Below are 26,036 nucleotides of genomic sequence, written 5' to 3' on the forward strand. Positions count from 1 at the left end.
TGTGAACGGGCTAAGAGGGTTACAAACTAGCTAATCAGACAGGGATTTCAGAGCGCCGATACGATTGCGGTACCGACATCCTGGGTCGAACCTTGCCCACCAAGATCGGGGGTGATCGGCCCTCCGGCGATGACCCGTTCGATAGCCCTGAGGATTCCGTCGTGGGCAGCCCGGTAACGCTCGTCGCCATTCCCGAGGAAGTCCAGCATCAGCGCGCCGGACCAGATCATCGCAATGGGGTTGGCGATGTTGCGTCCGTAGATGTCCGGCGCCGAACCGTGCACCGGCTCGAACAGCGAGGGGAAACGCCGTTCCGGATCCAGGTTCGCCGACGGCGCGATGCCGATGGTGCCGGCGCAGGCCGGGCCAAGATCCGAGAGAATGTCACCGAAAAGGTTCGAGGCCACCACCACGTCGAAGCGATCGGGCTGCAACACGAAACGCGCACAGAGAATGTCGATGTGCTGCTTGTCCCAACTCACTTCAGGGTACTGCTCAGCCATCCGCTCGGTGCGTTCATCCCAGTACGGCATGCTGATCGAGATACCGTTGGACTTGGTCGCCGAGGTTAACTGCTTGCGCGGTCGGGTCTGCGCCAGGTCGAAAGCGAACTTGAGAATCCGGTCCACACCACGGCGCGTGAACACTGACTCCTGCAGCACGAACTCATGCTCGGTGCCTTCGAACATCTTGCCGCCCACCGAGGAATATTCACCCTCGGTGTTCTCGCGGATCACCACGAAGTCGATGTCGCCCGCTTCGCGACCGGCCAGCGGACACGGCACACCCGGGAACAGGCGTACAGGACGGATGTTCACGTACTGGTCGAAGTCGCGGCGGAACTTGAGCAGCGAGCCCCACAGCGAGATGTGATCGGGTACCTTGTCCGGCCACCCTACGGCACCGAAGTAGATGGCGTCGAAGCCCTTGAGTTGCTCGAACCAGTCGTCGGGCATCATCTGCCCGTGCTCCAAGTAGTAATCGCAGTTGGCCCATTCGAGCACTTCGATGCTCAGATTCAGATCCCACTTGCGCGCAGCCTGCTCCAGCACGCGCAGCCCCTCGGGCAGCACTTCCTTGCCGATGCCATCGCCGGCGATCGCGGCGATTCTGTATGTCTTGCTCATGCTTCAGTCCCCTAGGTGTCGACTCAGGCGCCCAGCAGCCCACCGATATGGAAAGCCTTGATTTCCAGATATTCGTCCAGCCCGTACTTGGAGCCCTCGCGACCCAGACCCGACTGCTTGACGCCACCGAACGGCGCTACCTCCATCGAGATCAATCCGGTATTCAGACCGACCATGCCGAACTCCAGCGCCTCACCGAAACGCCAGGATCGACGCAGGTCCTGAGTGAAGAAGTAGGCGCCGAGGCCGTAAGGAGTCGCGTTGGCGATAGCCAGGGCCTCTGCTTCAGTTCTGAAGCGCATCAGTGGCGCGACTGGCCCGAAGGTTTCCTCGTTCGCCAGCAGCATGTCGGCGCGAGCTTCGCCGAGCACCGTCGGCTTGACGAATTGGCTATCGCCCTCAGGCACGCCACCACAGAGCAGACGGGCTCCTTTACTCAGGGCATCGTCAATATGTCGGGCGACCTTGCTCACAGCCGCAGCATTGATCAGCGGACCAATGGTGGTAGCGGACTCCATTCCATCGCCGACACGGAGCTTACCCACCTCCTCCACCAAGCGCGCAGCGAAGCGCTCATAAATACCGTCCTGCACCAGGATTCGATTGGCGCAGACGCAAGTTTGCCCGGCGTTGCGGAACTTGCTCTGCATCACCCCGGCGACCGCCTGTTCGAGGTCTGCATCGTCGAATACGATGAAGGGCGCATTGCCGCCCAGCTCGAGGCTGAGGCGCTTGATCTGATTGGCGCTCTGGCGCATCAGCAAGCTGCCCACGGCAGTCGAACCAGTGAAGGAAATCTTGCGCACGGTCGGATTGCTGGTCAGCTCCTCACCGATGCCCGCCGGCATGCCGGTGACCACGTTGAAGACCCCGGCCGGGATGCCAACGCGCTCGGCCAGCACTGCCAGCGCCAGCGCCGACAGCGGAGTCAGATCGGAGGGTTTGACCACGATCGGACAGCCGGCCGCCAGGGCTGGCGCGCACTTGCGGGTGATCATCGCATTGGGGAAGTTCCACGGCGTGATGGCCGCGCACACACCGACCGGCTGCTTCAGGGTGAGCAGGCGACGATCGCCGCTAGGCGCAGGAATGGTTTCGCCATACACCCGGCGAGCCTCCTCGGCGAACCATTTGACGAAACTGGCGCCGTAACGAATCTCGCCCTGGGCTTCAGCGAGCGGCTTGCCTTGCTCGCAGGTCATGATCAGTGCCAGATCGTCGAGATTGTCGAGCATGGCCTCATACCAGCGCTCGAGTAGCGCAGCACGCAGCGCAGCGGGCCGTGCTCGCCAGGCAGGCCAGGCACGTTCGGCCGCGTCGATGGCGCGGCGAGTTTCGCTGCCCTGCAGAGCTGGAACCCGGGCGAGACACTCGCCGTTGGCAGGGTTTATGACATCGAGCGTAGCGTCATTGTCGGCGCTCACCCACTGGCCATCGATATAGGCACATTCCACCAACAGGCTGGGATCTTTCAGACGATTCTTCAACATGGTCGAGTCCTGTTCCGAGACAGACTTCAGTCTAATGAGCCGAGGCAGACGAGGATGCTGAATGCGCCGCTAGAGCGGTGACGGATGCTGAAATTCATCCCCCAACGGCAGGCTCTGCCGATGCTCTGCAAGAGACACGCCGGGCATAGACTCAGATCACGAAGTGCCTGACCATAGCGCTCATCTCCCCGGCGAGATTCGCGAGTTGGCGGCTGGACAGCTGAGTCCGATCGGCTCCATTGGAAGTCAACGCGGCGACCTCTCGGATATTGAGCAGATTGCGATCCACCTCGCGCGCTACCTGGGATTGCTGCTCGGTGGCGCTGGCGATGCACAGGTTCCGTTCGTTGATCTCGGTGATAGCGCCGACGATGCGCTGCAGTGCCACACCCGCGGCGCGGGCCAGCTCCAGGGTCTCCCGGGTTCGCCCATCGCTGCTGCGCATGGCCCGCAGAGCGTCCTGGCTGCCCTGCTGCACCGCGCCGATGATGGTTTCGATCTGCCGGGTAGAATCCTGGGTGCGCCGGGCCAGTGCCCGAACCTCGTCGGCCACCACGGCGAAACCGCGGCCGCTTTCGCCGGCTCGCGCCGCTTCGATCGCCGCATTCAGGGCCAGCAGGTTGGTCTGCTCGGCGATCGCTCGAATCACGTCCAGCACCGAACCGATGTCGTCGATGCGACCGGCCAATGACTGCAAAGCCTGCGCGGTGCGTTCGATATCGCCGGCCAAGGCCTCGATGGCATCGACCGTGCGGATAACGCTGTCCTGCCCCTGACGCGAGCAGTGGTCCGCCGAGCGCGACACCTCGGAAGTGGACACCGCGTTGCGCGCCACCTCTTCGATGGCCGTGGTCAGCTGTGTCACGGCGGCAGCGGCCTGATCGAGTTCCTCGCACTGGCGCTGCAGTCCACAGGAGGCCCCCTCCGTTACCGTGCGCAGATCGCCCGAAGCCGTGGCCAACTGCTTTGAAGAACAAACAATCTGCCTGACGGTGACGCGCAGATCAGTTTGCATATGTTGCAGCGCCTGCAGCAGACGAGCCGCTTCGTCGTGGCCGCCACTCGCCAGCGGCTGGCTCAGGTCACCCTTGGCGATACGCTCGGCGGCTGCCATGGCCTCTCTCAACTGGGCGAGCAACCGCATAACGATCATTGCGGCGACAGTGCCACCAATCAGTAACAGTGCCAGCAGAGCGGCGGACATGAGCAGGGTGTGGCGGCGGTGTTCATCACGCCGCTCGCCCAGCCTCTTCTCGAGCTCCATCAGCGCGGAGTCGCTAATCACCTGCAAGCCGTCGATCGACCGAGCATAAGCGGCCAGGTAATCCGCCACCGGGTACGTCAGCTTCAAACCGGCACCACCGCCGGCAAAATCCAGTTCTATGGCCGAGATCAACTCCTTGTCGGTCAATGCCAAGGCTTTCTGGATCTGCGGACGCAGCGAAGCCAGCGGTGCCTCCAGCATGGCCGCGAGCGCCGGATCAGCGGCAGAGGCCTTGGTGAACGCGCGGCTCATCCTCTCGGCGCTGGCCAGCGCCTGGGCACTGAGCCCCATTAGGGCGCCTTGCTGCTCCGGCAGAATGCGACCCTGCGCCAGATACAGGGCGCCGTAGCTACGCAGCTGGCCGAACAGCTCGGCGGTCTGCGGCATCTCGATCAGCGCTGAGTTGATCAGTGCAGCGCTGTCCAGAAGCGGATCCAGCGCCAACTCGAAGTGATCGAGCAAGGCATCTTCGATCAGCAGACTGGACGCGATCAGCTGTGCATGCTGTTGCAGGCTCTGTCTGGCACCGAGATCGCCCTTGCCGATCTTCTCGGAAAGCGCGCGCCATTGCTCACTCACCTGCTGCCAGGCGGCCAGTAGATCGGCTTTCACATCGGCTGCGTGCAGCGCCTGCTCGCTCGCCTCGAAGGCACGCTGCAACTCGGTCTGTTTATCCTGGCGGGCCTGCCGCAGGCTGCTGTCGCCGCCAAGAATGCTGGCGGTGAGATCGCGATGCTGCTGGGTCAGCGCGACCAGTTGCAACAACATCTGCACCGGCACAACACCCTGCAATTCACGCTCGGCTTGGTGGCCGCTTTTCAGCGCACCTACCAAGTACAGAGTGGTCGGCACCAGGACCAGGGTGAAGGCCAATGCACCGAGCAAGACGAACTTAGCGGAGAAGGACAAGCATTCCATGGCTTTCATGGCAGGTTTTCCAGAAGCGCTCGGGACCACGAGGAGTCTCGACAGTCCCGCTTTATGGTTATGGTTCTTTATCGCCTGCGTAGCCGCGTGGCCCGGCTACGGGCGCCATGCGCGCCTTAACAGAACGTCGGAGCTACGCCCTCAGCGAGCCCAGCAGCCCATCGAGAAAACGCTCGCCGGCGTCCATCTGGCTCAACTCGACGAATTCATCGGGCTTGTGCGCCTGCTCGATGGAGCCGGGACCGCAGACCACCACCGGCACATCCAGGCGCTGGTTGAACAGTCCGCCCTCGGTGCCGAAGGATACCTTGGCGGTGCCGGTCCCCGGCGCTGCGAACGCCTGCAGCAGGCGCACGGCCTCGACGCTCGGGTGGGTATCGAGGCCGGGATAGACGTTCAGGGTTTCGATCTCGATGGCCGCGACGCTGGACAGTCGCCTGGCCTCCGCGACGATGACCTGCGCCTGCTCGCGTATCTGCTCGATGAACTGGTCGAGGTCGTCGGCCGGCAGGTTGCGGACTTCGAAATCCAGGGTGCACAGATTCGGCACGATGTTCAGCGCCTTGCCGCCTGCGATCTGCCCGACATGCACGGTGCTGTAAGGCACGTCGTAGGCCGTGTCATGCGCGCCCTGCTGTTGCAGGCGTCGTTGCCCCTCGCGCAGCGCGGCGATGAAGTCGCACGCCAGGTGGATGGCATTGGCCGAGCGCGGCGCCAGGGACGAATGCGCCTCTTGGCCACGGCACAGAGTGCGGTAGGAACCCTTGCCCTTGTGGCCAAGCACGAACTGCATTTCAGTCGGCTCGCCGACGATGCACAGCATCGGCCGCACGGGCGCCAGATGCAGCACGTCGAGCAGCCGCCGCACACCCACGCAGCCAATCTCCTCGTCATGCGACAGGGCCAGTTGCAGGGGCCGGGTCAACGGCGCTTCAGTCGCACTGAGCATGGCGTCGACGGCCAGGGCGATGAAGCCCTTCATGTCGCAGCTGCCACGGCCATAGATGCGCCCGTCCTTCACCGTCGCCTGGAACGCCGGTACCGTCCAGGCCTGGCCGGCGGCCGGGACTACGTCGGTATGGCCGGACAGCAGGATGCCTGGCACATCGCGCGGACCGACGCTCGCGAACAGGTTGGCCTTGCGTCCGCTCTCGTCCTTGACGATCAGCGATTCGATGCCCTTGCTCGCCAGCAACTCGCGGACGTAGTCGATCAGCGCCAAGTTCGATTCCGAGGAGACGGTCTCGAAGGCGATCAGCCGTTTGAGGATGTCCAGCGCCCGCGCTCTCACGATGCCTTGCTCCGCGGCTCGGCCGTGCTGGCGAAACGACTGACGTGGAAGGGCGTGATAGGTGTACTGGTGCTACCGGTACTGATCAGCTCGGCCATCACGTCGCCAACCCCAGGGCCGAGCTGGAAGCCGTGGCCGCTGAAGCCGAAGGCGTAATACAGGCCCTCGACCTGGCCGCTGGGGCCCATCACCGGCAGCGAGTCCGCAACGTAGCCCTCGATACCGCTCCAGGTACGGATGATGTTCAGCTTGGTCATCTGCGGCGCGAGCCGGCACATCTGCTGCATCTGCTTGAGCAGGCTCTGCGGATCGAAGTGGGCACGGCGGTTGAGCATGTCCGGCTGAGTGTGGTTACAGCCGCCGATGATGATGTTGCCACGTGTAATCTGGCGGAAGTACAGCACTTCCTCGGGGTGCTTGGTGTAGACGCCGATCACCGTTTTCAGCGCGTAGGGCACCGGCTCGGTGACCGACATCTGCGGCCCCTTGGCTATCAGCGGCACCGGCTCGCCGAACTGCGCGGAAAGCTTCTCGCCCCAGGCGCCGGCGGTGATCAGTACCTGCTCGGCGCGGTACTCGCGGCCGTCGCTGGTGATCACCCGGAACTTCCCGCCAACCTTCTCTACGCTGGTCACCTCGCAATGCTCCTCGATGCGCGCGCCCGCCCGGCGTGCGGCGCGGGCGAAGGCCGGGGCGGCGAGACGCGGGTTGGCGTGGCCATCGTGCGGCGCGTAGGAGCCGCCCTTGACCTCCGGGCCGAGAAACGGAAAGCGCTCGTGCAACTCGCGGCCGCGATAGATTTTCAGATCCAGCTCGCGCGCTTCGGGCGCCGCAGCGTAGGCCTCCAACTCGGCGATCTGCTCCTCGCGGTAGCACACGCGCATCTGACCGCTGGCGACGAATTCCAGATCGTCGTCGATCAGCTGCGGCAGGCGCTTCCAGAGGGCGAAAGAGCGGTTGGCCAGCTCCAGCTGGCCCAGGAAACGCCCCTGCCGGCGCACGTTGCCGAAGTTCACCCCACTGGCGTACTGGCCGATCATGTCCCGCTCCAGCAGCACCACCGAGCGCCCACGCTGACGCAGGAAGAATGCCGAGGCCGCGCCCATCAGGCCGCCGCCGACTATCAGTACATCGGTTTGTTCAACGCTCACGGCGACACCCCATCGACCAACTTGATTTCCTCGATTTGCATCGACAACGGCTTGGCCGGCGCCTGCCCGCGCTGACGGCCGACCGACTCGACCGCGACGCCAGCCGCTGCGGCGATCACCTCGGCGCCGACCTGCGAGCAGTAGCGGCCCTGACAACGACCCATGCCGACCCGGCTGAAGGCCTTGGCGCGATTGACCTCGCAGGCTCCCTTCGCCCTTACCGCATCGCGCAGCTCGCCGGCGGTGATCATCTCGCAACGGCAGACGATCGCCTCGTCCGCAAGCGCCTCGGCCTGCGCCGCCGGCCAGGGAAAGGCCTGGTACAGGCCGCGGCTGAACTCTTCCATCACCGCCAGGGAGCGGCGCTGCTGGGCGAGCGCCTCGCTGCTTACGGGTAGCCGCATATCCTGCAGCAGCGCCATGGCGGCCAGGCGTCCGGCGTGCTCGGCGGCGTCGGCGCCGCGAATCCGCGTACCGTCCCCTGCGGCATACACACCCTCGACCGAGGTGCGGCCCTCTTCGTCGGTATCCAGCACCCACTGGCGCGAGGGCTCATGAAAACGCATACGGCAACCGGCGAGGTCGGCCAACTGGGTTTCCGGGCGCAGGTGATAGCCGAGGGCGACCGCGTCGCAGTCGATCTGCAGGCTGTCGCCCTGTGCGGTGCGTACACGCACGCCACCGACGCCTGCGCTCGCATCGCCCACTAGCCGCAGCGGCTGGACCCCCAGATGCACCGGGATACCCGCCAGGCAGAGCTTCGCCAGCAGCTTCATTCCGGTGAACAGCACCCCAGGGCGGGTGAGCAATTTGGGCAGGGCCGCGATGCGCTTGCGCAACGGCGAAGTGTCGAGCACCGCGGCCACCTCGGCACCGGCCTTGAGGTACTGGCTGGCGACGAGATACAGCAGCGGTCCGCTGCCCATGAATACCACCCGGCGACCGATGGCGACCGCCTGGGCTTTCAGGGCGATCTGCGCGCCGCCCAGGCTGTAGGTGCCGGCCAACTGCCAACCCTCGATCGGCATCAGCCGGTCGGTCGCGCCAGTGCAGAGGATCAGCGCATCGTAATCCACGGTCGTATGCCTGCCCTGACTGACGCAGAACAGTTGCCCATGAGTCAGACTCCAGACCAAGGTGTCGGGCCGGTAATCGATCTGCCCGCGCAAGCGGTCGAAGCTGTCGTGCAAAGCCTTGGCCTTGTTCGCCTCGCTACCATAGAGAGTGGCGTAATCACGGTAGAAACCCTCGGGCTGGCGGCGGTAGATCTGTCCGCCGTCGCGGCGGTTCTCGTCCAGCACGATCGGCCGGATGCCGGCAGCCACCAGGGTCTCGGCGCAGCGGGTGCCGGCCGGGCCGGCACCGACTATCACAACGCGCATATCGTCTTTTTTATCGACGTCTTTCAACCACGCAGCGGCCATATTGCCTCCGGTTGTTTGGTCACAATATCCAGCCCTTCGCGAACTTCGCTGGAGCAGGCCCGCAGGCGCTCGCCACTGCGGGTCCAGACCCAGCAGTCCTGGCACGCACCCATCAGGCAGAAGCCGGCGCGTCGGCCTGGATCGAATTCTGACTCGCGTAAGGCGGACACCCGCGTCAGCAGTGCAACCATCAGGGTGTCGCCCTGCAAGGCCTCGATGGGCTCGCCATCGACCATCAGCCTCACCTTTGCCCTCTGATTCTCGGCCAAGCGTACGAAACGCGCGTTCATGCGTAGGTCCCCACAAGCTTCAGGCTGTTTGTACCCTGCTGCGCCTTGAGCAGCTCTGCGCTGCTGCGATGGCAGAGCACCTCACTGCCACCGGCGATGCTGTTGCGTGGTGGGGCGCTGCGATTGCACAGGCCGTCGACCCGCATCGGGCAGCGGTTGAGGAACGGACAGAGCTTCGCCCCGGCGACCGGCTCGCCGATCGGCGGCAGCGCGCCGCAACTGGCCCCGCAGTTTTCCAGCCAGCCCTGGCGCAGTTCCGGCACCGAGTTGATCAGCAAATCGGTGTAGGGATGGAAAGGTGCCTGGACGAAGGACTGCTGATTGCCGGCCTCGACCTTGTGACCGCTGTACATCACCACAATGTCGTCGCACAGCGCACGCACGGTGGAGATGTCGTGGCTGATGAACAGGTAGGAAACCCCCAGCTCGCGGCGCAATTCGCGCAGCAGTTCGAGGATCGCCGCGCCCACCACCGTATCCAGCGCCGAGGTCACCTCGTCGCAGAGGATCAGGTCCGGCTCCGCCGCCAGCGCCCGCGCCAGGTTGATGCGCTGCTTCTGGCCACCGGACAGCTCGCCCGGTCGGCGCTGCGCGATGCTGGCCGGCAGTTGCACCAGCTCCAGCAGCTCGGCGATTCGCCGTTGCTGCTGCGCGCCCTTCATACCGTGGTAGAAACGCAGCGGACGGCCGAGGATGTCTTCGATGCTGTGCTTCGGATTGAGCGCGGTATCGGCGTTCTGGAACACGTACTGCACACGACGAAACTGATCGCGAGTGCGCCCGGCCAGCGAACGGCTGAGCGGCTGTCCATCCAGCAGGATCTGCCCGGCCGACGGCTCGGCCAGGCCGGCGATGGCCTGCGCCAGGGTGGTCTTGCCCGACCCCGATTCGCCAATCACGCCCACCGCCTCACCGCGGCGGATCTTCAGATCGACGTCGTGCAGCACCTTCTTCGTGCCGTAGCAGATCTCCAGGCCGCGCACCTCGAGCAGCAGGCCCTCTTCCGCGGGAGCGATCTCATGGTCACCCACACTGTTCGCCGCCGGCTTCATCGCCGCCAACAGGCTGCGGGTATAGGGGTGCTCCGGCTCTTCGAGGATCTGCCCGGTGCTGCTGTTTTCCTGAATCTGGCCGCCACGCAGGACGATGATGCGGTCGGCCATCTGCGCCACGACCGCGAGGTCGTGGGACACGTAGATCGCCGTGGTATCGCGCTCACGTACTACCTGCTTGAAGGCGCGCAGCACTTCGATCTGAGTGGTGACGTCTAGCGCCGTGGTCGGCTCGTCGAGAATCACCAGCGCCGGATCGGTGATCAGCGCCATCGCTGCCATCAGACGCTGCAGCTGCCCGCCGGAAACCTGGTGCGGATAGCGCGAGCCGATGCGCTCCGGTTCCGGCAGTGCCAGCGCGCGGAACAGTTCGACGGCCTTGGCCTGCGCCTGCTGCCGCGTCAGCACTCCATGGATCAGCGCGCTTTCGATTACCTGCTCCATGATGCTTTTCGACGGATTGAACGCCGCGGCCGCGCTCTGTGCGATGTAGGCCACGGTACGGCCGCGCAGCTTGGCCAGCTCGGCGCTCGACAGCTTGAGCACGTCGACGTCGCCGATGCGCACCGAGCCGCCGACAATGCGGCAACCGGCACGCGCATAGCCCATCAGCGACAGCGCGATCGTACTTTTGCCCGAACCGGATTCGCCGATCAGCGCCAGCACCTCGCCCTTGTTCAGGCTGAAATCGGCACCGTGCACGATCGGTACGTCGACGCCCTCTTCGTTGCGTGCGGCGACGCGCAGGCCGCTTACCCTGACGATTTCGTTCATCTCACTTCTCCGTCTCGCGCTTGGACCGCCCGCCGAAGCTGTCGATGAGCAGGTTGACCCCCATGGTCAGGGTGGCGATGGCCACCGCCGGTGCCAGCACGGCCGGTGCGCCCTGGCCCAGGCCCTCGATGTTCTCGCGCACCAGCGAGCCCCAGTCGGCGTCCGGCGGCTGTATGCCTAAGCCGAGGAAGCTCATCGCGCTAAGCAACAGCACCACGTACACGAAGCGCAGGCCGAAATCGGTCAGCACCGGGCGCAGCATGTTCGGCAGCACCTCGATGAAGATGATGTAGGGCATGGCTTCGCCTCGGGTGCGGGCAACCCGGACGAAGTCCGTGGTCATCACGTTTACTGCAACGGCACGGGCGATACGGAAAGAGCCCGGCATGTAGGCGAAGGCGGCCATCACCAGCAGCAGCGGCACCGAGGAGCCGAACGAGGCGACCATGAGCAGGGCGAAGATCTTATTGGGGATGGCGATCAGCGCATCTTGGGTACGGCTGATCAGTGCGTCGACCCAGCCACCGGAGGCGGCCGCCACCAGCCCCAGCACCACCCCGGCAGTGCAGGCCAGCAGGGTGGCCAGCAGGGCCAGGCCGATGGTGTAGGGCGCGCCATACAGCAGCCGGCTCAAGATATCGCGGCCCAGGTAATCGGTGCCCAGCGGGAACTCCCGGCTAAGTGGGCCAAAGAAGTCATCGCCGATCAGGGCGTTGGCTTCGTGGGGCGCAATAAGCGGACCAATGAAGGCCATCAGGGCCCAGAAGCAGACGATCAGCAGACCAATGACGCCGCCGACGGATAGCGAGAAGCGACGTTTGCGGGGTGCGACGGCAGACGCCTTATCGTTCACCGGTCCTTCCGTAGGCAATGCGTTATGTCCGCCGCTCGTTCCGCTTGGCTTCGGTGTATTACGGTTTGCTTTCATTTACGCAGCCTCGGGTTGGAAAGAATTGCACAGAGGTCAGCCAGCAGCACCAGCACCAGAAAGCCAAGGCAGAACATCATCACGCATGCCTGTACCAGCGGCATATCTCGAGTAATCACACCGTTCACCATCAGCGTCGCGATACCTGGATAGTTGAAGATCGCCTCAACGATCACCACGCCCCCCAACAGATAAGAAAGGCTCAGCGCCACCGCGTTGGCGATCGGTCCGATGGCGTTAGGCAGTGCATGACGCAGCACCACGCGGATCGGCTGCGCCCCTTTCAGCACCGCCATCTCGACATAGGGAGCACTGAGCTGATCGATCACTGCTGCGCGGGTCATACGCGCCATCTGCGCCGTCAGCACGCAGCACAGGGTCAGCACCGGCATGGCGTAGACGCGCGCCAACTCACCGAACGTGTGGACGTCGACGTCGCGCGACAGCGCCGACAGCCAGCCCAGCTTCACGGCGAAGATCAACACGGCGATGGTGGCTATCAGAAATTCCGGAACGGAGACGGCGAACACCGCCAGCATGTTGCTGTAGCGGTCGAAGATCGAGCCGCGGTACATCGCCGAGAGAATGCCGATGGTCAGCGCCAGCGGCACCGAGACCAGTGCGGTGATCGCGGCCAGCCTCAAGGTATTGGGTAGGCGGCTGGCGATCATTGAGTCGACCTGCATGCCGTTGACCAGAGAAACACCTGGGTTGCCGGTTACCAGCCCGCCCAACCAGTAGAGGTAACGCAGGTAGACCGGCTGATCCAGGCCGAGCTGCGCACGCAGGGCCGCCAGCGCTTCGGGGGTCGCCTCCTGGCCGAGCTGCTCCTGGACTGCATCGCCGGGAAGCAGGCTGGTGAGGAAGTAGACCACCAGCGACACGATAAGCAACGTCAGCACGCCGACAGCCAGCCGACCAATCACAAGGCGCGCAATGGTGCTGTTCATAACTGAACCCTTTTCTTCTATGGCGCCGCCTGCACTGCCCTTCAGGCGGCACCTTGGTTATCGAACCGGCGCTCAGGCATCCAGCCAGACGTGTTCGGCGAACATGTAGCCCATCAATCCACCGAGCGGATGGGGAGAAAGGCCCTTCAGCTTGGCGCTGTGGCCGTCGAGGCTGCTGTTGAATTGGGGGATACCGATACCGCAGTGCTCATGCACCAGCACCTGCATGTCGGCGTACATCTGCTTCCGCTTCGCCTCGTCGGTCTCGCCGCGGGCGGCAAGCAGCAGTTGGTCGAATTGCCCGCTCTTCCAGCCCGACTCGTTCATGCCGGCGTCTGACTGGAAGAACAGGCTGAACAGCAGATCCGCGGTCGGTCGCGTACCGACGTTGCCGAAGCCCAGCGGGTGCTTCATCCAGTGGCTGGACCAGTAGCCGTCTGCTGGTACCCGTTTGATATCAAGCTTGAGCCCGATCTGCTGGCCCGACAGCTGCAGCAATTGAGCGATGTCCAGCGAACCGGTAGCAGCTTCGGAGGCCACCAGCGGAATGGAGCGCCCGGCCATACCGGACTTCTGCAGATGGAACTTGGCCTTCTCCGGGTCGAACTCACGCTGCGGAAGACCAGCGAAGTAGTAGCGGTTGCTCGGGGCGATCGGTTGATCGTTGGCGATGGTGCCATAGCCACGGAAGGCGACCCGGTTGATCTGCTTGCGATCGAGCAGATGCTTCATGGCCAGGACGAAGTCCGGGTTCTGCACCGGGCCCAGCTCGTCGCGCATCACCAGGTCGGTATAGCCACCGGTCTTGGTCTCCATCAAGGCGACCTTGGGGTTGTCCAGAAGGCGCGAAACCGAACGCGGGTTGACCGGATTGATCAGGTCCACGTCGCCGGCCAGCAGGGCACTGATACGAGCCGCCTCGTCGGGAATCGAGAAGAACTCGATCTCGTCGAGATACGGCAGGCCCGGCTTCCAGTAGCTGTCGTTGCGATTGCCGATCGAACGCACGCCCGGCTGGAACTCGACGCATTTGAATGGCCCGGTGCCATTGGCAATGCTGAAGTCCGTAGTGCCGTCTCGCACGATGAGGAAGTGTGTGGTGCCGAGGATGGCCGGCAGGTCCGCATTCGGGCTGCCCAGGATGATCTGAATCTCGTGGGGACCAACAGCCTTCACTTCACTGATCTGTTTGGCGATTGTCAGTGCCTTGGAACCGAGTTCAGGCAACTTGTGGCGGTTCAACGAATAGACCACATCCGCCGAGGTGAACGGCTTGCCATCGTGGAATACAACGTCCTTGCGCAGCTTGACGGTCCAGGAGATCGCGTCGCTGGTATCGAACGATTCCGCCAGGGCCATGCGTGGGGCCAATTGCTCGTCCAACGTGGTCAGGCCGTTGTAGAACATGTTGTGGCGACAGTAGTCGGTGTAGTTCCCGCCCTTGGCCGGATCCAGGGTGTCGGCGGTCGAACTGGTCGCACTGGCTACCTTGATGCGGCCACCACGTTTGCCTTTACCGGTACCAGTGTCGGTGCCGGTAGAAGTTGAGGCTAATACCTGGCCGGCCGAGCCGAACAGGCTGCCAGCACCCGCGACGGCCACGCCGGCCAGTCCCAGCATGCGCAGCGCATCACGGCGCGACATGCCGCGATTGAGTCCCTCAAAAATACGTTGGCTTTCCGAGCCACTGATCAGCTGGGATTCGGTTTTATTCTTGTTGTCAGTCATATCGTTCTACCTGTCGATAATGAGAAGGCTCTAATGCCCGCAGTTGAGCGGAGCCACCTGGTAACGCAAACGACGGTGAATCAACAGTTTCGCTAGTGTGGATACACTCTCCTTAACCACGTACGCGCTTAGTGCAAGTAGTCCTGAACCCGGTAATAAGCGCCCACCAACGGCAGGAACCACGGCTTGCCGAAATGACCGGGAATCGCCGGCCAGTTCAGCTCGCCCCAGGGATTGGCCTCGGCCTTGCCATCCATTACCTCAGCCATCACCTGCCCCATGTGCACCGACATCTGCACCCCATGGCCGCTGTAGCCCATGGAGTGGTACACACCGCCATGCTGGCCGGCACGCGGCAGACGGTCGGAGGTCATATCCACCAACCCGCCCCAGCAGTAGTCGACTTTCACCTGAGCCAACTGCGGAAACATCTGCGCCATCGCCGCCTGCAGGATCTTGCCGCTCTTCGCGTCGGAGCTTCCTCCAGACATGGCGAAGCGGGCCCGACCGCCGAACAGCAGACGGTTGTCCGGGGTAACCCGGAAGTAGTTGCCGATCATGCGGCTGGTGACGTACGAACGCTGTTGCGGCAACAGGCGGAGGAGCAGCGTCTCGGGCAGCACTTCGGTGGCCACGATGAAACTGCCCACCGGCACTATCCGACGCCGGTACCAACCCAGGCCGCCGTGCTGACAGGCCCCGGTCGCTAGAAGAACTTGCCCCGCCTGCAGACTGCCGCGACTGGTATCGACCCGATAACCACCGGCCTCGGCCTTCCAGCCCTGCACGGTGGTCTGCTGGTAGATCAGCGCACCATGCCGCGCCGCCACTTCGGCCAGGCCAACACCGAAGCGCCCGATATGCATCTGCACGCCGTTGCGCTGCAAAAGACCACCATGGAACTGGGCCGAGTCGACTTCGGCGCGGGCTTGTTCGGCAGACAGCAGCTCGACCTCAGCATCGACTTCTCGACGGATCAGCTCACAGGTCCGCGCAAGCCCCTCGTAATGCTGGGGCTTGGCGGCCAGCTTGAGCTTGCCGCTGCGCCGGAGATCGCAAGCGATCCCCTCCTCTTCCACCAGCGTGACCACACTCTTTACCGCGCTTTCATAGGCACGGTAATAGGCGCGGGCCCGATCGGCGCCGAGGCTGGCGACGAGGCTGCCATAGTCCTGGGCAACCCCGGTATTGCAATGCCCACCGTTACGCCCGGAGGCCTCGCCGACCACCCGGCCGGCCTCCAGTACCGCCACGCTCGCCCCCTTCAGAGCCAGCGCACGGGCCGCCGACAGACCGGTGAAACCGCCCCCGACTACGACAACATCGACTCGCGCCGGCAGCGCGCCGGTCTGAGCGCCGGTGAACGCCGGTGCGGTATCGAGCCAGTAGGACTCATTGCGCATGGCTAACCCCTTATCAAGTTGAGAAGTGACGGTTGCGACTCAGAGGCCGACCAGACCAGGCAGACCGCCGATATCGGCGATCTGGCGGTAGTTGTAGCAAGCGTTACCCGGCTGCTCATGGCCACGGGCGACGAAGGCCTTGTTCTTGATCTTCATGTCTTCGGCCGGCATCAGGTCGTAGCGGAAGCTCGAAGAAACGTGCAGCACGTCCTCCGGACCGCAGCCGAGGTTGTCGAGCATGTACTCGAAGGCTTGCAGACGCGGCTTGTAGGCCTGGGCCTGTTGGGCGGTGAAAACCTTGTGGAAAGGCACGCCCAGCTTGTCGACGTTGGACATGATCTGTTCGTCCATCGCGTTGGAGAAGATCACCAGCGGGATCTTGTCAGCGATCTTCGCCAGACCGGCCGTCACGTCGGGATGCGGACCCCAGGTCGGCACGGCGTTGTAGTAAAGCTGTCCTTCGCCGCGATATTCGATGCCCCAGCGCTTGCACAGGCGCGACATGGCGGTATCGAGAATTTCATCATATGGCCGCCAGTCACCCATCACCTGATCCAGGCGATAAGCGGTGAAATCCTTGACGAACTGGTCCATCTGCTCAGGGGCAACGCGATCGGCGAACAGCTCACGGGTCAGCGGCCCCATCTGGAAGTTGGTCAGCGTGCCGTAGCAGTCGAAGGTGATGTACTTGGGGCGCATGAAGCTCATATGGGCAGTCCTGAAAGTTCGTTGATAAAAGCGACGATACGTCGCAGCACCACGAGTTCATTACAGCACCGAGCCCCCAGCAGATGACGTTAAAAGCGCGAGCCAGCCAACATAAACCACCGTTTTACCGCCCCCCCCCAGCAGACATTGCGGAGTGCTCTACAGCAGGGCAATTGCAGGCCCAATGCGCCCTCGCGGAACGTTCGGAGCCCTTTTTAAGCCTCCCTCAGGCGTTGCCGCCGCAGAAAATGCGCCAGGCATAAACGCGAAAACGGGCGCCCCCAAAGGAAACGCCCGTTTCAATGATGATGCTCTTGCGTACCACCCTCGACGGCATTCTGTGCGGTCATCCGCAACACCGTCATGGGCCGCTCATCTCAATAGCCGCGAGAGCGGTCGATAACGTCCGCGAGCGCCTCTCCCCGTTGATGTCGGCGGACGTTCTCCAGCAGGATCGGCGCAGCCGATTCGGGCTGCGTCATGCTCGCCACATGGGGCGTCAGAAATACCCGCGGATGGTCCCAGAAAGGATGCTCCACAGGCAGGGGTTCAGGCTCGGTCACGTCGAGAATCGCGCGCGATAGCTGTTCCGAATCCAGCGCCTCGAGCAGGTCCGCTTCGACCAGGTGCGGACCGCGCCCGACATTGATCAGCGACGCACCGGCAGGCAGCAGCGAAAACAGTTCGCGGTTCAGGATGCCCCTGGTGGCTGAGGTGAGCGGCAACAGGCAGATCAGCACGTCGCACCCCGCGAGAAAGGGTTGCAACTGATCCGGGCCGGCGAAACTCTCCACGCCATCCATCTCGCGCAGCGACCGGTTCCAGCCACGCAGGTTGAAGCCGTAGCTCGCCAGCCGCTCCAGCACGGCACGTCCCAACGCGCCCATGCCCATCACGCCGATCGTGCGGGCCGAGGCAGGCGGTACCTCCAACGGATCCCAGATGCGTGCCACCTTCGCCTCCACGTAGTCGAAGAAGTCGCGGTGCAGCGCCAGAACGACCAGGCTGACATATTCCACCATGCCGTTGATGATCCCAGGCTCGATCATCCTGACAATGGGAACGTGCTTGGGCAGCGAGGAAAAATCGACGTGATCGACACCGGCTCCGGAGGAGAAGAACACCTTCAGGCGAGGCAGCTTGGCGATGAACTCCGCCGGCGCCTGCCAGGCGATCAGGTATTCGACCTCGTCGAGGTTGCCGGCATCGGGCCAGACCCGAAAATCGAGGTCGGGGGCGTGTTCGGCGAAGTAGCGCGCCCAAGCGGCCGCGCGGGGGGCGTCCGATCGATAAAGAATGCTCATGATCCTACCAGCCTCCTACCCAGCCATCGAACAGCCCTTCGGGAAGGGTTTCCTCGTTAGCGCCACGGAGAAAATCGAAATCGCAGCCCATATGAGCCTGCTCGATGTGTTGGTTGTATAGATTGCGGTAGCCACGCACGTGCTGGGACAGCGGCGGTTGCCATGCCTGGCGCCGACGTTCGAGTTCGTCCGGTTCGACGCAGAGCTCCAGTCGTCGCGCGGCGACGTCGAGCTCGATGATGTCGCCGTCACGTACCAGAGCCAGCGGACCGCCGATCGCAGCCTCGGGAGAAACATGCAGCACGGCCGCACCATAGGCAGTGCCGCTCATGCGCGCATCCGAGATGCGCAGCATGTCGCGCACGCCGCGCTCCATCAGATGGCGCGGCAGGGGCAGCATGCCCCACTCCGGCATCGCCGCGCCCACGGGCCCCGCATTGCGCAGAATGAGCACGCTGTTCTCGTCGATGCCGAGTTCAGGGTTATCGATCTGATCGGCGATTGTCTGCACGTCTTCGAACACCACCGCCGGGCCGCGATGACGAAACAGCCTGGGATCCGCCGCACAGGTCTTCATCACCGCCCCGTCCGGTGCCAGGTTGCCTTTGACCACAACCATCGTCTCGCCAGGCTTGACCGGTTTATCCAGCGGGCGGATCACATCGCTATCGACGACCTCCGCCGTCTCGAGAATCTCGCCGACCGTGCGGCCGTCGACGGTGCGTGCATCGAGATGCAGAAAAGGCTCTAGGGTCTTGAGCAGGGCCGGTACGCCACCCGCGGCCATCAGTCGCTCGGTGAGGTGTTCGCCGGCGGGCTGGACGTTGGCGATCAGCGGCACACGCCTGGCGATCTCGTCGAAGCGCTCCAGAGTCAGCGGTACCCCGACGCGGCCGGCGAGCGCCAACAGATGAATGATTACGTTGGTCGATCCACCCACCGCGCACAGTAGGGTAATGGCATTGTCGAAGGCTCGCGCATCGAGAACCTCACTCGGGCGGGGGCTGCCATCGGCGGCCATGCGGACGCTACGACGCCCAACCTCGCGGGCGATCTGATGACGACGTCGGTCGACCGCCGGCACCAGGCTGCTGCCGGGCAGCGACACACCGAGGGCCTCGCAGATGACCGCCATCGAAGAAGCGGTACCCATTTCTGCGCAGTGGCCGGCCGTGCCCATCACGCTTCGCTCGAACGCAGCGAAATCGCCTTCGGAGAGTTCTCCGGCACGCAGTTGATCGACCAGACGCCAGACGCCGGTGGCGTTCGCCAGATTGCCGCCAGTCGCCGAGCGGGGGGTGGCCGGGCCGCTGGCAAGGAATATGAACGGAACGCCCGCGCTGGCGGCCCCCATCAGTAGCGCCGGCTGCGTCTTGTCACATCCACCGAGCAGCACTACCGCATCGAAGGGATAGCCGCGAATGGTCTCCTCAGCTTCCATAGCCAGCAGGTTTCGAAACGGGAAGGAGGTCGGCTTGATGATGTTCTCGCTGATCGACATCAACGGCACCTCTAACGGGATACCGCCCGACTCGAGAATCCCGACTTTCACCTCTTCGGCAAGCGTGCGCAGATTGAGATTGCACGGGTTGATATCGGACCAGGTGTTGAGAATGCCGACGACCGGGCGCTCCATCAGGTCTTCGCGGCTCCAGCCGGCGGTCGACAAGGTCGAACGATGCACGAAGCCAGGCAGGTCATCCTTGCGAAACCAGCGCGCGCTGCGTAGCGGCCGACCATCTTTTGTTTCGTTATCGCTCATGAGATCACCCTGTGGACCTATGTTCGGAAAATTCGTCTAAGGCAGAGTTGCCACATGCCGGGCATACGGCACAGCGTCGCACCGCCTCTTGCCGAGGCGGTGCAACGATTGCTGGTCAGAGGCCGACCAGACCAGGCAGACCGCCGATATCGGCGATCTGGTGGTAGTTGTAGCAAGCGTTACCCGGCTGCTCATGGCCACGGGCGACGAAGGCCTTGTTCTTGATCTTCATGTCTTCGGCCGGCATCAGGTCGTAGCGGAAGCTCGAAGAAACGTGCAGCACGTCCTCCGGACCGCAGCCGAGGTTGTCGAGCATGTACTCGAAGGCTTGCAGACGCGGCTTGTAGGCCTGGGCCTGTTGGGCGGTGAAAACCTTGTGGAAAGGCACGCCCAGCTTGTCGACGTTGGACATGATCTGTTCGTCCATCGCGTTGGAGAAGATCACCAGCGGGATCTTGTCGGCGATCTTCGCCAGACCGGCCGTCACGTCGGGATGCGGACCCCAGGTCGGCACGGCGTTGTAGTAAAGCTGGCCTTCGTTGCGATATTCGATGCCCCAGCGCTTGCACAGGCGCGACATGGCGGTATCGAGAATTTCATCATATGGCCGCCAGTCACCCATCACCTGATCCAGGCGATACGCGGTGAAATCCTTGACGAACTGGTCCATCTGTTCAGGGGCAACGCGATCGGCGAACAGCTCGCGGGTCAGCGGGCCCATCTGGAAGTTGGTCAGCGTGCCGTAGCAGTCGAAGGTGATGTACTTGGGGCGCATGAAGCTCATATGGGCAGTCCTGAAAGTTCGTTGATAAAAGCGACGATACGTCGCAGCACCACGAGTTCATTACAGCACCGAGCCCCCAGCAGATGACGTTAAAAGCTCGATCCGCTCGATACAAGAAGACAATCATTCAAGCCAATCTCAGCAGACTCTGCGGAGTGCCCCCCAACAGGAAAACCGCGTCCCGCACACCTTATATGCGGGCCTGCACAAACACCAAGGGCGCCCATTGGGGCGCCCTTGCAGGCCATATCGCAGCAGAAATCAACCGATGTCGATCAGCACGCTCTTGTGCCGCAGATTGGCTTCGAACGCCTCGCTGCCCAGATCCTTGCCGATGCCCGAACGCTTGTAGCCACCGGTGGGCAACACGTGATCGTTGCTACGTCCGTAACGGTTGACCCACACCGTGCCGACCTCGAGGCTGCGAACCAGGCGCAGGGCACGATTGAGGTCGACGGTGTGCACCCCGGCCGCCAGCCCGTAGGTGGGGTGTTCGGCAAGCTGCAGTGCCTGCTGTTCGTCTTCGAAGGTCTGAATGGTCAGCACCGGGCCGAAGATTTCTTCGAGAACCGCTGGGTTGCGGCTGTCCGCCACGCTCAACAGGGTGGGCTGGTAGTAGGCGCCGCCGAGGCCGTCGATGGGGCTGCCGCCTTCGAGCACCTCGGCGCCGGCCTGGCGTGAACGCTGGACGATCCTGTCAATGCGCTCGGCCTGCTGACGCGAGATGATAGGCGACAGGCTGGTTTGCGCCGACCAGGTATGGCCCGGACGCAGCTCGCGGAAGTAGCCCTGCAGGCACTCGACGAAGGGCTCGAGGATCGAGCGTTCGATGATCAGCCGCGAACCGGAGACGCACACCTGGCCGGCGTTGCCGGTGATGCCCATGGCGACGCTGAGGGCGGTCTTGCGCAGGTCCGGCACATCGCCGAACACCAGTTGCGGGCTCTTGCCGCCGAGTTCCAGGGTGACCGGTTTGGGCCCGAACTTGGCACAGGTCGACATGATGCTCGACCCAGTAGCAGTGGAACCGGTAAAGGTCACCTTGCTGATTCGCGGATGGCGGCACAGGGCATCGCCGGTGAGCCGGCCGTCGCCCTGCACCACATTGAAGATGCCTGGCGGGAGGCCGGCCTGCACTGCCAATTCGGCGTAGCGCAGGATGGAGAATGGCGTGAGTTCAGAAGGTTTGAGGACAACGGCGTTGCCGGCGGCCAGGGCGGGGGCGACCTTCCAGTTGGCCATGCTCAGCGGGAAGTTCCACGGAGCGATGGCACCGATCACCCCATAGGGTTCGGCGATCTGCATCCCGAGACGATCGCGCTGGGTGGCTGCCACTTGCCCGCCATGCTTGTCCGCAAGCTCGGCGAAGAAGCGCAGCACCTCGGCCACGTAGGGAATGTCCCAGCCCAGCACATCCTTATGCGGACGGGTCGAGCCGATAGCCTCCATCGGCGCCAGCGTCGCTGCATCGGCCTCGATCAGATCGGCCCAGCGGCGCAGGACACGGCAGCGCTCGCGCGGCGGACGGCTCGCCCAGTCGCTGCGGCAAAAGGCCTGCCAGGCGTTCTCCACTGCCTCGTCAACCAGTGCCACATCGGCGACCGGCAGCGGTGCGTAATACCGGCCATCGGAGGGACGCACTACATCCAACCCCGGAAGGCCATCGCGGTATCTGCCACCAATGAAGTGGGCACTACGGACCTTGACGATGCTAGGGTCGAAGCTGTTCATAAAGGACTCCAGGATAAGGGCTTGGCACCGGCGCGGTGCGTACATGACCAGGCCTCCATCCTAGAAAACATTGCCCGACATATGCTGCCGACCTTACCCCCCATCTGAGCAGTAGCTGCGGCTTGTCGAGCCGACATTTGCGCAATATGCCGAAATCCCTCATCGCACCTGGCAGCAGCTGCGCATAGCCGCCTTATCCGGTACGCCGAAAAAGTTTAGAAGCACGACCGGAGACAAACTCCATCCCTAGACTCATAGCGCTGCAAGGACGAAATTCATGCGCCAATGTGACGCTTGATTAGTCCCAACTTGGCTTTCCGGTTGCGATGGTGTTCAGCGGATACCCGCGTCGATCGAGCGGCTCACGCAGTACGATCCGGCTGGCAAATTTCTCGATGCCGATCTCGTCATCCAGCAGCCGATCCATCAGCGCCTGGAACCAGGTAATGCTGGGTGCCACGATTTTCAGCAGGTAGTCGTAACCGCCGCTGACGTTGTAGCACTCGACTATCTCCTGATACTTGCCAACCCCGGCTTCGAACTTGCGGAAGTCGCGGGGTCGATGGCTGCTGATGGTCACCTCGGAAAACACCACGACGTGGCTGCCCAGCTTCTCCAGCGCAACCTCCGCACGGTAGCCGCGGATGACGGCGGTATCCTGCAGACGTTTGGTGCGCAGCAGACACGGGCTCTCACTGAGGCCGATGGCTGCCGACAGATCGACATTGGAACAGCGCCCCTCGCGCTGAAGATGCAAAAGAATCTTGATATCGAACAGGTCGAGGGAAGCCGTAGGTCGCATGTCGATTACCTTCGAGGCCGGTTAGCGCGCCTTTGCAGATTGTGCTTCAGTCAGCGCTGCGTCGAGCGTCTCGATCACCATACCGGCTTGCTCTGCCGTCAGCACCAACGGTGGTCGAATCTTCAGCACATTGTGTCCCATCGCACAGGCGCTGAGCAGGACACCTTTGTCGCGCATCAAATTGACCACCCGGGTGGTGAGCTCGCGGTCGGGGGCTCGCGTTGTGCGGTCCGCGACGAGTTCCACAGCGACGAACATGCCCGCACCTCGTACATCACCGATGGCCTCGTGCCGGTCGGCAAGCGCGGCGATACCTTCGCGCAGAATCTTCCCGACCCTGGCGGCATGCTGCACCAGGCCTTCCTTCTCGATCGTATCGAGCACGGCCAACGCTGCGGCGCAAGAGACGGTATTGCCGGCGAAAGTATTGAAGTACCTGGAGTTCTTGCCGAACTCCGCCAACACCTCAGCGGTGGCCAGCAGTCCCGCGATAGGTTGCCCGTTGCCCATCGGCTTGCCCAGGGTGACGATGTCGGGGATCACGCCATGACGCTGGAAGCCCCACATGTGCTCGCCCGTCCGGCCGAATCCAGGCTGGACCTCGTCGGCGATGAAAATGCCACCGGCCCGCTTGATCGCCTCGACCGCGCCCTTCAACAGGCCCGCTGGCTCAGGCAGGATGCCATCACTGGTGAACAGCGAATCGACGATGAGTGCCGCCGGCTTGATGCCGTGACGCTGCAGATCGGCGATCGCCACCTCGACATCGCGGGTGAAGCGTTCGCAGAGATCGGCACCCTCGGCATGGTAGAGACGCGGCGCCGGCACCAGGCGAACGTGGGCCCCGAGATCAACCGTCACGCCGAGCGAAGGCGAGAACTTCGACACCGCATCGGTGAAGCCGTGATAGGCGGTCTCAGTGACGATCACGCCGGTGCCGCCGGTGCGCACCTGGGCGATGCGATAGGCGACGTCGTTTGCCTCGCTACCCGTGCAGGTCAGCATCAGATGCGCGAGCTCGGTCTCGGGCACCGTGGCGAGCAGGCGCTCGGCCAGTTCGAGAATGGTATCGTGCAGATAGCGGGTGTTGGTCGCCAGCGTCTGCACCTGCCGGCAGATTGCCTCGGTCACGGCCGGGTGGCAATGCCCGAGCGAGGCCACGTTGTTGTACACGTCGAGGTAACGGCGCCCCTCCGGATCGATCAGCCACACGCCCTCGCCGCGCACGATATGCAGTGGGTGCTCGTACATCAGCCGATAGGCCGGGCCGAGCAAAGCGTTGCGCCGCTCGATCATCGCCGCGGTTGCGGGGCTCAGTTCGGCGCGTCCAGGGATATAAGCGTTGACCATGTTGAGGTCAGTGGTGCTCTTCATTGGTTTGTCCTTTGCGTACTTCGGTGAGTAATAGGTCGCGCGCCTGATCGCGGGAAAGGTCGGCCATCAGCGACAGCGCCTCCCACGAGGCGGGGTTGTGGCGCATGATGTAGGCGCGGTTCTCCGGGTAGCGCCTGGCCCGCCACTCCGAAATCAACACGGTGATCAGATGACGTGTGGCCATGAGATCGGTAACGACCTCCTGCTCCATTTCGCTGAGCGGCAGCGTGGCGTGATAAGCGCCGACGAACTGCGCCGCCCCCTCGAACGGATCGGCGCTGCCAGTCATGTGAAAGGCCGCCGCCGTGGCGACCTCCCCCACCAGCGGGGCATGCAGCATATCGCCGAAGTCGATGATTCCCACGATGCGCTGATGGTCCTCTGGGGCGACCAGCACGTTGTAGAGGTGGTAATCGTTGTGGATGACCTGCGATCTGAGCGCCGGCAGACGCGGCAGCACATGCTCGGTGAAGCGCGCCATGAACGACTCGGCGAGCGCGCGGCGCGGGGCGTCCTCGATGGCATCGAGCTTGGATGCCAGGCGCTGCGCCGCGGAAACGTTCCACAGCAGATCGTGCGTCGCCGAAGGATGGTTGAAATCACGCAGTGCCAGGTTCAGTTCCGCGAGCAATCGTCCCATGGCCCGACGCTGCGCGGCGGTACGCGGGGTTTCGCGGATCTGCACGCCTTCGAGATAGGTCAGCATCCGCACGCTGGTCTGCACCCTGCCGGCCAGCGCTACGCTGTCGCGCGCACGCCCGCCAAGCGTGCGCACCACCCGCGGCGCCGGCAGGCCGGGCGCGACGCGGGCGATGTGTTCGAGCGCCGCGATCTGAAAATCCACCACCGCAAGTGGCTCCGATGGATTGCTGATCTTGACGACGTAACGCCTGCCGTCGGCCGTCTCCACGCAACAGTTCTGGTCGCGTTCGCCCACCAGTGATTTAACGCTGCCATCGATGCCGTAGAGACGGCGAACCAAGGCCCGCACCTCGTTCGGGGCGAGGTTGGGTGCCGCCGTGCTCAACGCCGCTGCCGCCATCGGACGATTGTCTGCCATCACTCGCCCCGTTTCATCGGGGCGGTCTGGGCTAGGCAATCGAGGCCGAGCAGACCGGGAAGTTGGCGAATATCGGTCAGGCGGTCGACACCATAGCCGTCGCAGGCAGGCGCGTGACCGCGGTCGATGAAGGCCTTGGCCATGAATCCGAGATCCGACGCGGTCATCAGGTCGTAACGGAAGCACGACGAGACGTGCATCATCTGCTCCGGCCCGCAGCCGAGCTGGTCGAACATGTACTCGAACATCTGCGCCCGCGGCTTGTAGGCGCGAGCCTCTTCGGCGGTGTAGACCGCGTGGAAAGGCGCCTTGAGGTGGGCGACGCTGTGCGGGATCAGATCGACCATCGAGTTCGACAGAATTACCAGCGGGACATGTGGAGCGATTGCCTCAAGCGTCTCGACGACGTTTGGGTGCGGCTGCCAAGTCGGCACGGCCTCGTACAGGGCGAGCGCATCGGATGGACGATATTCCACGCCGTGCTTCTTGCACGTGCGTTGAATGGAGTTCTCCACCACATCGAAGAACGGCTTCCACTCACCCAATACCTCATCGAGACGGTAGAAGCGAAAGCTGTCCAGGAAGGCCGGCATCCGCTCGCTCGGAACGCGATCTTCGAAGAGTTTTTTCGCGGTCGGGCCCATTTCGAAGTTGATGAGCGTGCCGTAGCAATCGAAGCTGATGAATTTCGGTTTGTATGTCACTTGGTCGA

At 63.4% G+C, this 26,036-nt stretch carries 21 protein-coding genes; all 21 read right to left on the minus strand.

All coding sequences use genetic code 11. The annotated features are described in order from the left end of the window. Positions 1-47: 47 nt before the first annotated feature. Entirely contained in the window at positions 48-1,127 is a 1,080-nt protein-coding gene (locus tag SA496_RS14840; protein WP_330114005.1) for a tartrate dehydrogenase, read from the minus strand. A 23-nt stretch (positions 1,128-1,150) separates the two neighbouring features. Beyond that, on the minus strand, positions 1,151-2,617 hold the full coding sequence (locus SA496_RS14845) for an NAD-dependent succinate-semialdehyde dehydrogenase (protein ID WP_330114006.1): 1,467 nt from the start codon (positions 2,615-2,617) through the stop codon (positions 1,151-1,153). Between the two features lie 151 nt (positions 2,618-2,768). Further along, positions 2,769-4,754 (minus strand): methyl-accepting chemotaxis protein, encoded by a 1,986-nt coding sequence (locus tag SA496_RS14850; protein ID WP_330114007.1) that lies wholly within the window; start codon positions 4,752-4,754, stop codon positions 2,769-2,771. Between the two features lie 187 nt (positions 4,755-4,941). After that, complete coding sequence (gene argE / locus SA496_RS14855) at positions 4,942-6,099, minus strand: acetylornithine deacetylase (RefSeq protein WP_330114008.1); 1,158 nt, start codon at positions 6,097-6,099, stop codon at positions 4,942-4,944. Continuing rightward, entirely contained in the window at positions 6,096-7,250 is a 1,155-nt protein-coding gene (locus SA496_RS14860; RefSeq protein WP_330114009.1) for an NAD(P)/FAD-dependent oxidoreductase, read from the minus strand. The genes argE and SA496_RS14860 overlap by 4 nt, the downstream gene beginning before the upstream one ends. Continuing rightward, the gene (locus tag SA496_RS14865; RefSeq protein WP_330114010.1) at positions 7,247-8,632 is read right to left on the minus strand and encodes an FAD/NAD(P)-dependent oxidoreductase; all 1,386 of its coding nucleotides are present in this window, start codon (positions 8,630-8,632) and stop codon (positions 7,247-7,249) included. The genes SA496_RS14860 and SA496_RS14865 overlap by 4 nt, the downstream gene beginning before the upstream one ends. Positions 8,633-8,655: 23 nt before the next feature. Next, the gene (locus tag SA496_RS14870) at positions 8,656-8,964 is read right to left on the minus strand and encodes a (2Fe-2S)-binding protein (RefSeq protein WP_330114011.1); all 309 of its coding nucleotides are present in this window, start codon (positions 8,962-8,964) and stop codon (positions 8,656-8,658) included. Next, positions 8,961-10,790, minus strand: coding sequence for an ABC transporter ATP-binding protein (locus tag SA496_RS14875; protein WP_330114012.1), 1,830 nt, complete (start codon positions 10,788-10,790; stop codon positions 8,961-8,963). The genes SA496_RS14870 and SA496_RS14875 overlap by 4 nt, the downstream gene beginning before the upstream one ends. Before the next feature lies 1 nt (position 10,791). Further along, positions 10,792-11,643 (minus strand): ABC transporter permease, encoded by an 852-nt coding sequence (locus SA496_RS14880; protein WP_330114013.1) that lies wholly within the window; start codon positions 11,641-11,643, stop codon positions 10,792-10,794. Between the two features lie 71 nt (positions 11,644-11,714). After that, positions 11,715-12,668, minus strand: coding sequence for an ABC transporter permease (locus SA496_RS14885; RefSeq protein WP_330114014.1), 954 nt, complete (start codon positions 12,666-12,668; stop codon positions 11,715-11,717). Between the two features lie 72 nt (positions 12,669-12,740). Then, the gene (locus SA496_RS14890) at positions 12,741-14,396 is read right to left on the minus strand and encodes an ABC transporter substrate-binding protein (RefSeq protein ID WP_330114015.1); all 1,656 of its coding nucleotides are present in this window, start codon (positions 14,394-14,396) and stop codon (positions 12,741-12,743) included. Between the two features lie 128 nt (positions 14,397-14,524). Beyond that, positions 14,525-15,799: an NAD(P)/FAD-dependent oxidoreductase gene (locus SA496_RS14895; protein ID WP_330114016.1), complete on the minus strand. Its 1,275-nt coding sequence runs from the start codon at positions 15,797-15,799 to the stop codon at positions 14,525-14,527. A gap of 39 nt (positions 15,800-15,838) precedes the next feature. Next, positions 15,839-16,507 (minus strand): haloacid dehalogenase type II, encoded by a 669-nt coding sequence (locus SA496_RS14900; RefSeq protein WP_330114017.1) that lies wholly within the window; start codon positions 16,505-16,507, stop codon positions 15,839-15,841. Positions 16,508-16,884: 377 nt separating this feature from the next. After that, the gene (locus SA496_RS14905; RefSeq protein WP_330114018.1) at positions 16,885-17,811 is read right to left on the minus strand and encodes a 2-hydroxyacid dehydrogenase; all 927 of its coding nucleotides are present in this window, start codon (positions 17,809-17,811) and stop codon (positions 16,885-16,887) included. 4 nt (positions 17,812-17,815) lie between these two features. Next, positions 17,816-19,573: a dihydroxy-acid dehydratase gene (locus SA496_RS14910; RefSeq protein WP_330114019.1), complete on the minus strand. Its 1,758-nt coding sequence runs from the start codon at positions 19,571-19,573 to the stop codon at positions 17,816-17,818. Positions 19,574-19,688: 115 nt separating this feature from the next. Next, positions 19,689-20,357: a haloacid dehalogenase type II gene (locus tag SA496_RS14915; protein WP_330114020.1), complete on the minus strand. Its 669-nt coding sequence runs from the start codon at positions 20,355-20,357 to the stop codon at positions 19,689-19,691. Positions 20,358-20,618: 261 nt separating this feature from the next. After that, positions 20,619-22,088: an aldehyde dehydrogenase family protein gene (locus SA496_RS14920; RefSeq protein WP_330114021.1), complete on the minus strand. Its 1,470-nt coding sequence runs from the start codon at positions 22,086-22,088 to the stop codon at positions 20,619-20,621. A gap of 298 nt (positions 22,089-22,386) precedes the next feature. Next, on the minus strand, positions 22,387-22,890 hold the full coding sequence (locus SA496_RS14925) for an Lrp/AsnC family transcriptional regulator (protein ID WP_151135807.1): 504 nt from the start codon (positions 22,888-22,890) through the stop codon (positions 22,387-22,389). A gap of 21 nt (positions 22,891-22,911) precedes the next feature. Continuing rightward, positions 22,912-24,264, minus strand: coding sequence for an aspartate aminotransferase family protein (locus tag SA496_RS14930; protein ID WP_330114022.1), 1,353 nt, complete (start codon positions 24,262-24,264; stop codon positions 22,912-22,914). Beyond that, on the minus strand, positions 24,248-25,324 hold the full coding sequence (locus tag SA496_RS14935) for a phosphotransferase (protein ID WP_330114023.1): 1,077 nt from the start codon (positions 25,322-25,324) through the stop codon (positions 24,248-24,250). Before SA496_RS14935 ends, SA496_RS14930 begins: the two co-directional genes overlap by 17 nt. After that, a complete protein-coding gene (locus SA496_RS14940; RefSeq protein WP_330114024.1) occupies positions 25,324-26,028 on the minus strand; it encodes a haloacid dehalogenase type II in 705 nt (234 codons plus the stop codon). Before SA496_RS14940 ends, SA496_RS14935 begins: the two co-directional genes overlap by 1 nt. Between the last annotated feature and the right edge of the window lie 8 nt (positions 26,029-26,036).

Origin of the sequence: Pseudomonas sp. JS3066, from assembly GCF_036328175.1 — a bacterium.
In the GTDB taxonomy this organism is placed as follows: Bacteria; Pseudomonadota; Gammaproteobacteria; order Pseudomonadales; family Pseudomonadaceae; genus Metapseudomonas.

Bases quoted from the DNA above. Each gene is read 5' to 3' on its own strand.
- SA496_RS14870 (WP_330114011.1), bottom strand. From the start codon at position 8,964: ATGAACGCGCGTTTCGTACGCTTGGCCGAGAATCAGAGGGCAAAGGTG.
- SA496_RS14865 (WP_330114010.1), bottom strand. From the start codon at position 8,632: ATGCGCGTTGTGATAGTCGGTGCCGGCCCGGCCGGCACCCGCTGCGCC.
- SA496_RS14900 (WP_330114017.1), bottom strand. From the start codon at position 16,507: ATGAGCTTCATGCGCCCCAAGTACATCACCTTCGACTGCTACGGCACG.
- SA496_RS14885 (WP_330114014.1), bottom strand. From the start codon at position 12,668: ATGAACAGCACCATTGCGCGCCTTGTGATTGGTCGGCTGGCTGTCGGC.
- SA496_RS14905 (WP_330114018.1), bottom strand. From the start codon at position 17,811: ATGAGCATTCTTTATCGATCGGACGCCCCCCGCGCGGCCGCTTGGGCG.
- SA496_RS14930 (WP_330114022.1), bottom strand. From the start codon at position 24,264: ATGAAGAGCACCACTGACCTCAACATGGTCAACGCTTATATCCCTGGA.
- SA496_RS14875 (WP_330114012.1), bottom strand. From the start codon at position 10,790: ATGAACGAAATCGTCAGGGTAAGCGGCCTGCGCGTCGCCGCACGCAAC.
- SA496_RS14845 (WP_330114006.1), bottom strand. From the start codon at position 2,617: ATGTTGAAGAATCGTCTGAAAGATCCCAGCCTGTTGGTGGAATGTGCC.
- SA496_RS14910 (WP_330114019.1), bottom strand. From the start codon at position 19,573: ATGAGCGATAACGAAACAAAAGATGGTCGGCCGCTACGCAGCGCGCGC.
- SA496_RS14840 (WP_330114005.1), bottom strand. From the start codon at position 1,127: ATGAGCAAGACATACAGAATCGCCGCGATCGCCGGCGATGGCATCGGC.
- SA496_RS14935 (WP_330114023.1), bottom strand. From the start codon at position 25,324: ATGGCAGACAATCGTCCGATGGCGGCAGCGGCGTTGAGCACGGCGGCA.
- SA496_RS14890 (WP_330114015.1), bottom strand. From the start codon at position 14,396: ATGACTGACAACAAGAATAAAACCGAATCCCAGCTGATCAGTGGCTCG.
- SA496_RS14925 (WP_151135807.1), bottom strand. From the start codon at position 22,890: ATGCGACCTACGGCTTCCCTCGACCTGTTCGATATCAAGATTCTTTTG.
- SA496_RS14915 (WP_330114020.1), bottom strand. From the start codon at position 20,357: ATGAGCTTCATGCGCCCCAAGTACATCACCTTCGACTGCTACGGCACG.
- SA496_RS14895 (WP_330114016.1), bottom strand. From the start codon at position 15,799: ATGCGCAATGAGTCCTACTGGCTCGATACCGCACCGGCGTTCACCGGC.
- SA496_RS14920 (WP_330114021.1), bottom strand. From the start codon at position 22,088: ATGAACAGCTTCGACCCTAGCATCGTCAAGGTCCGTAGTGCCCACTTC.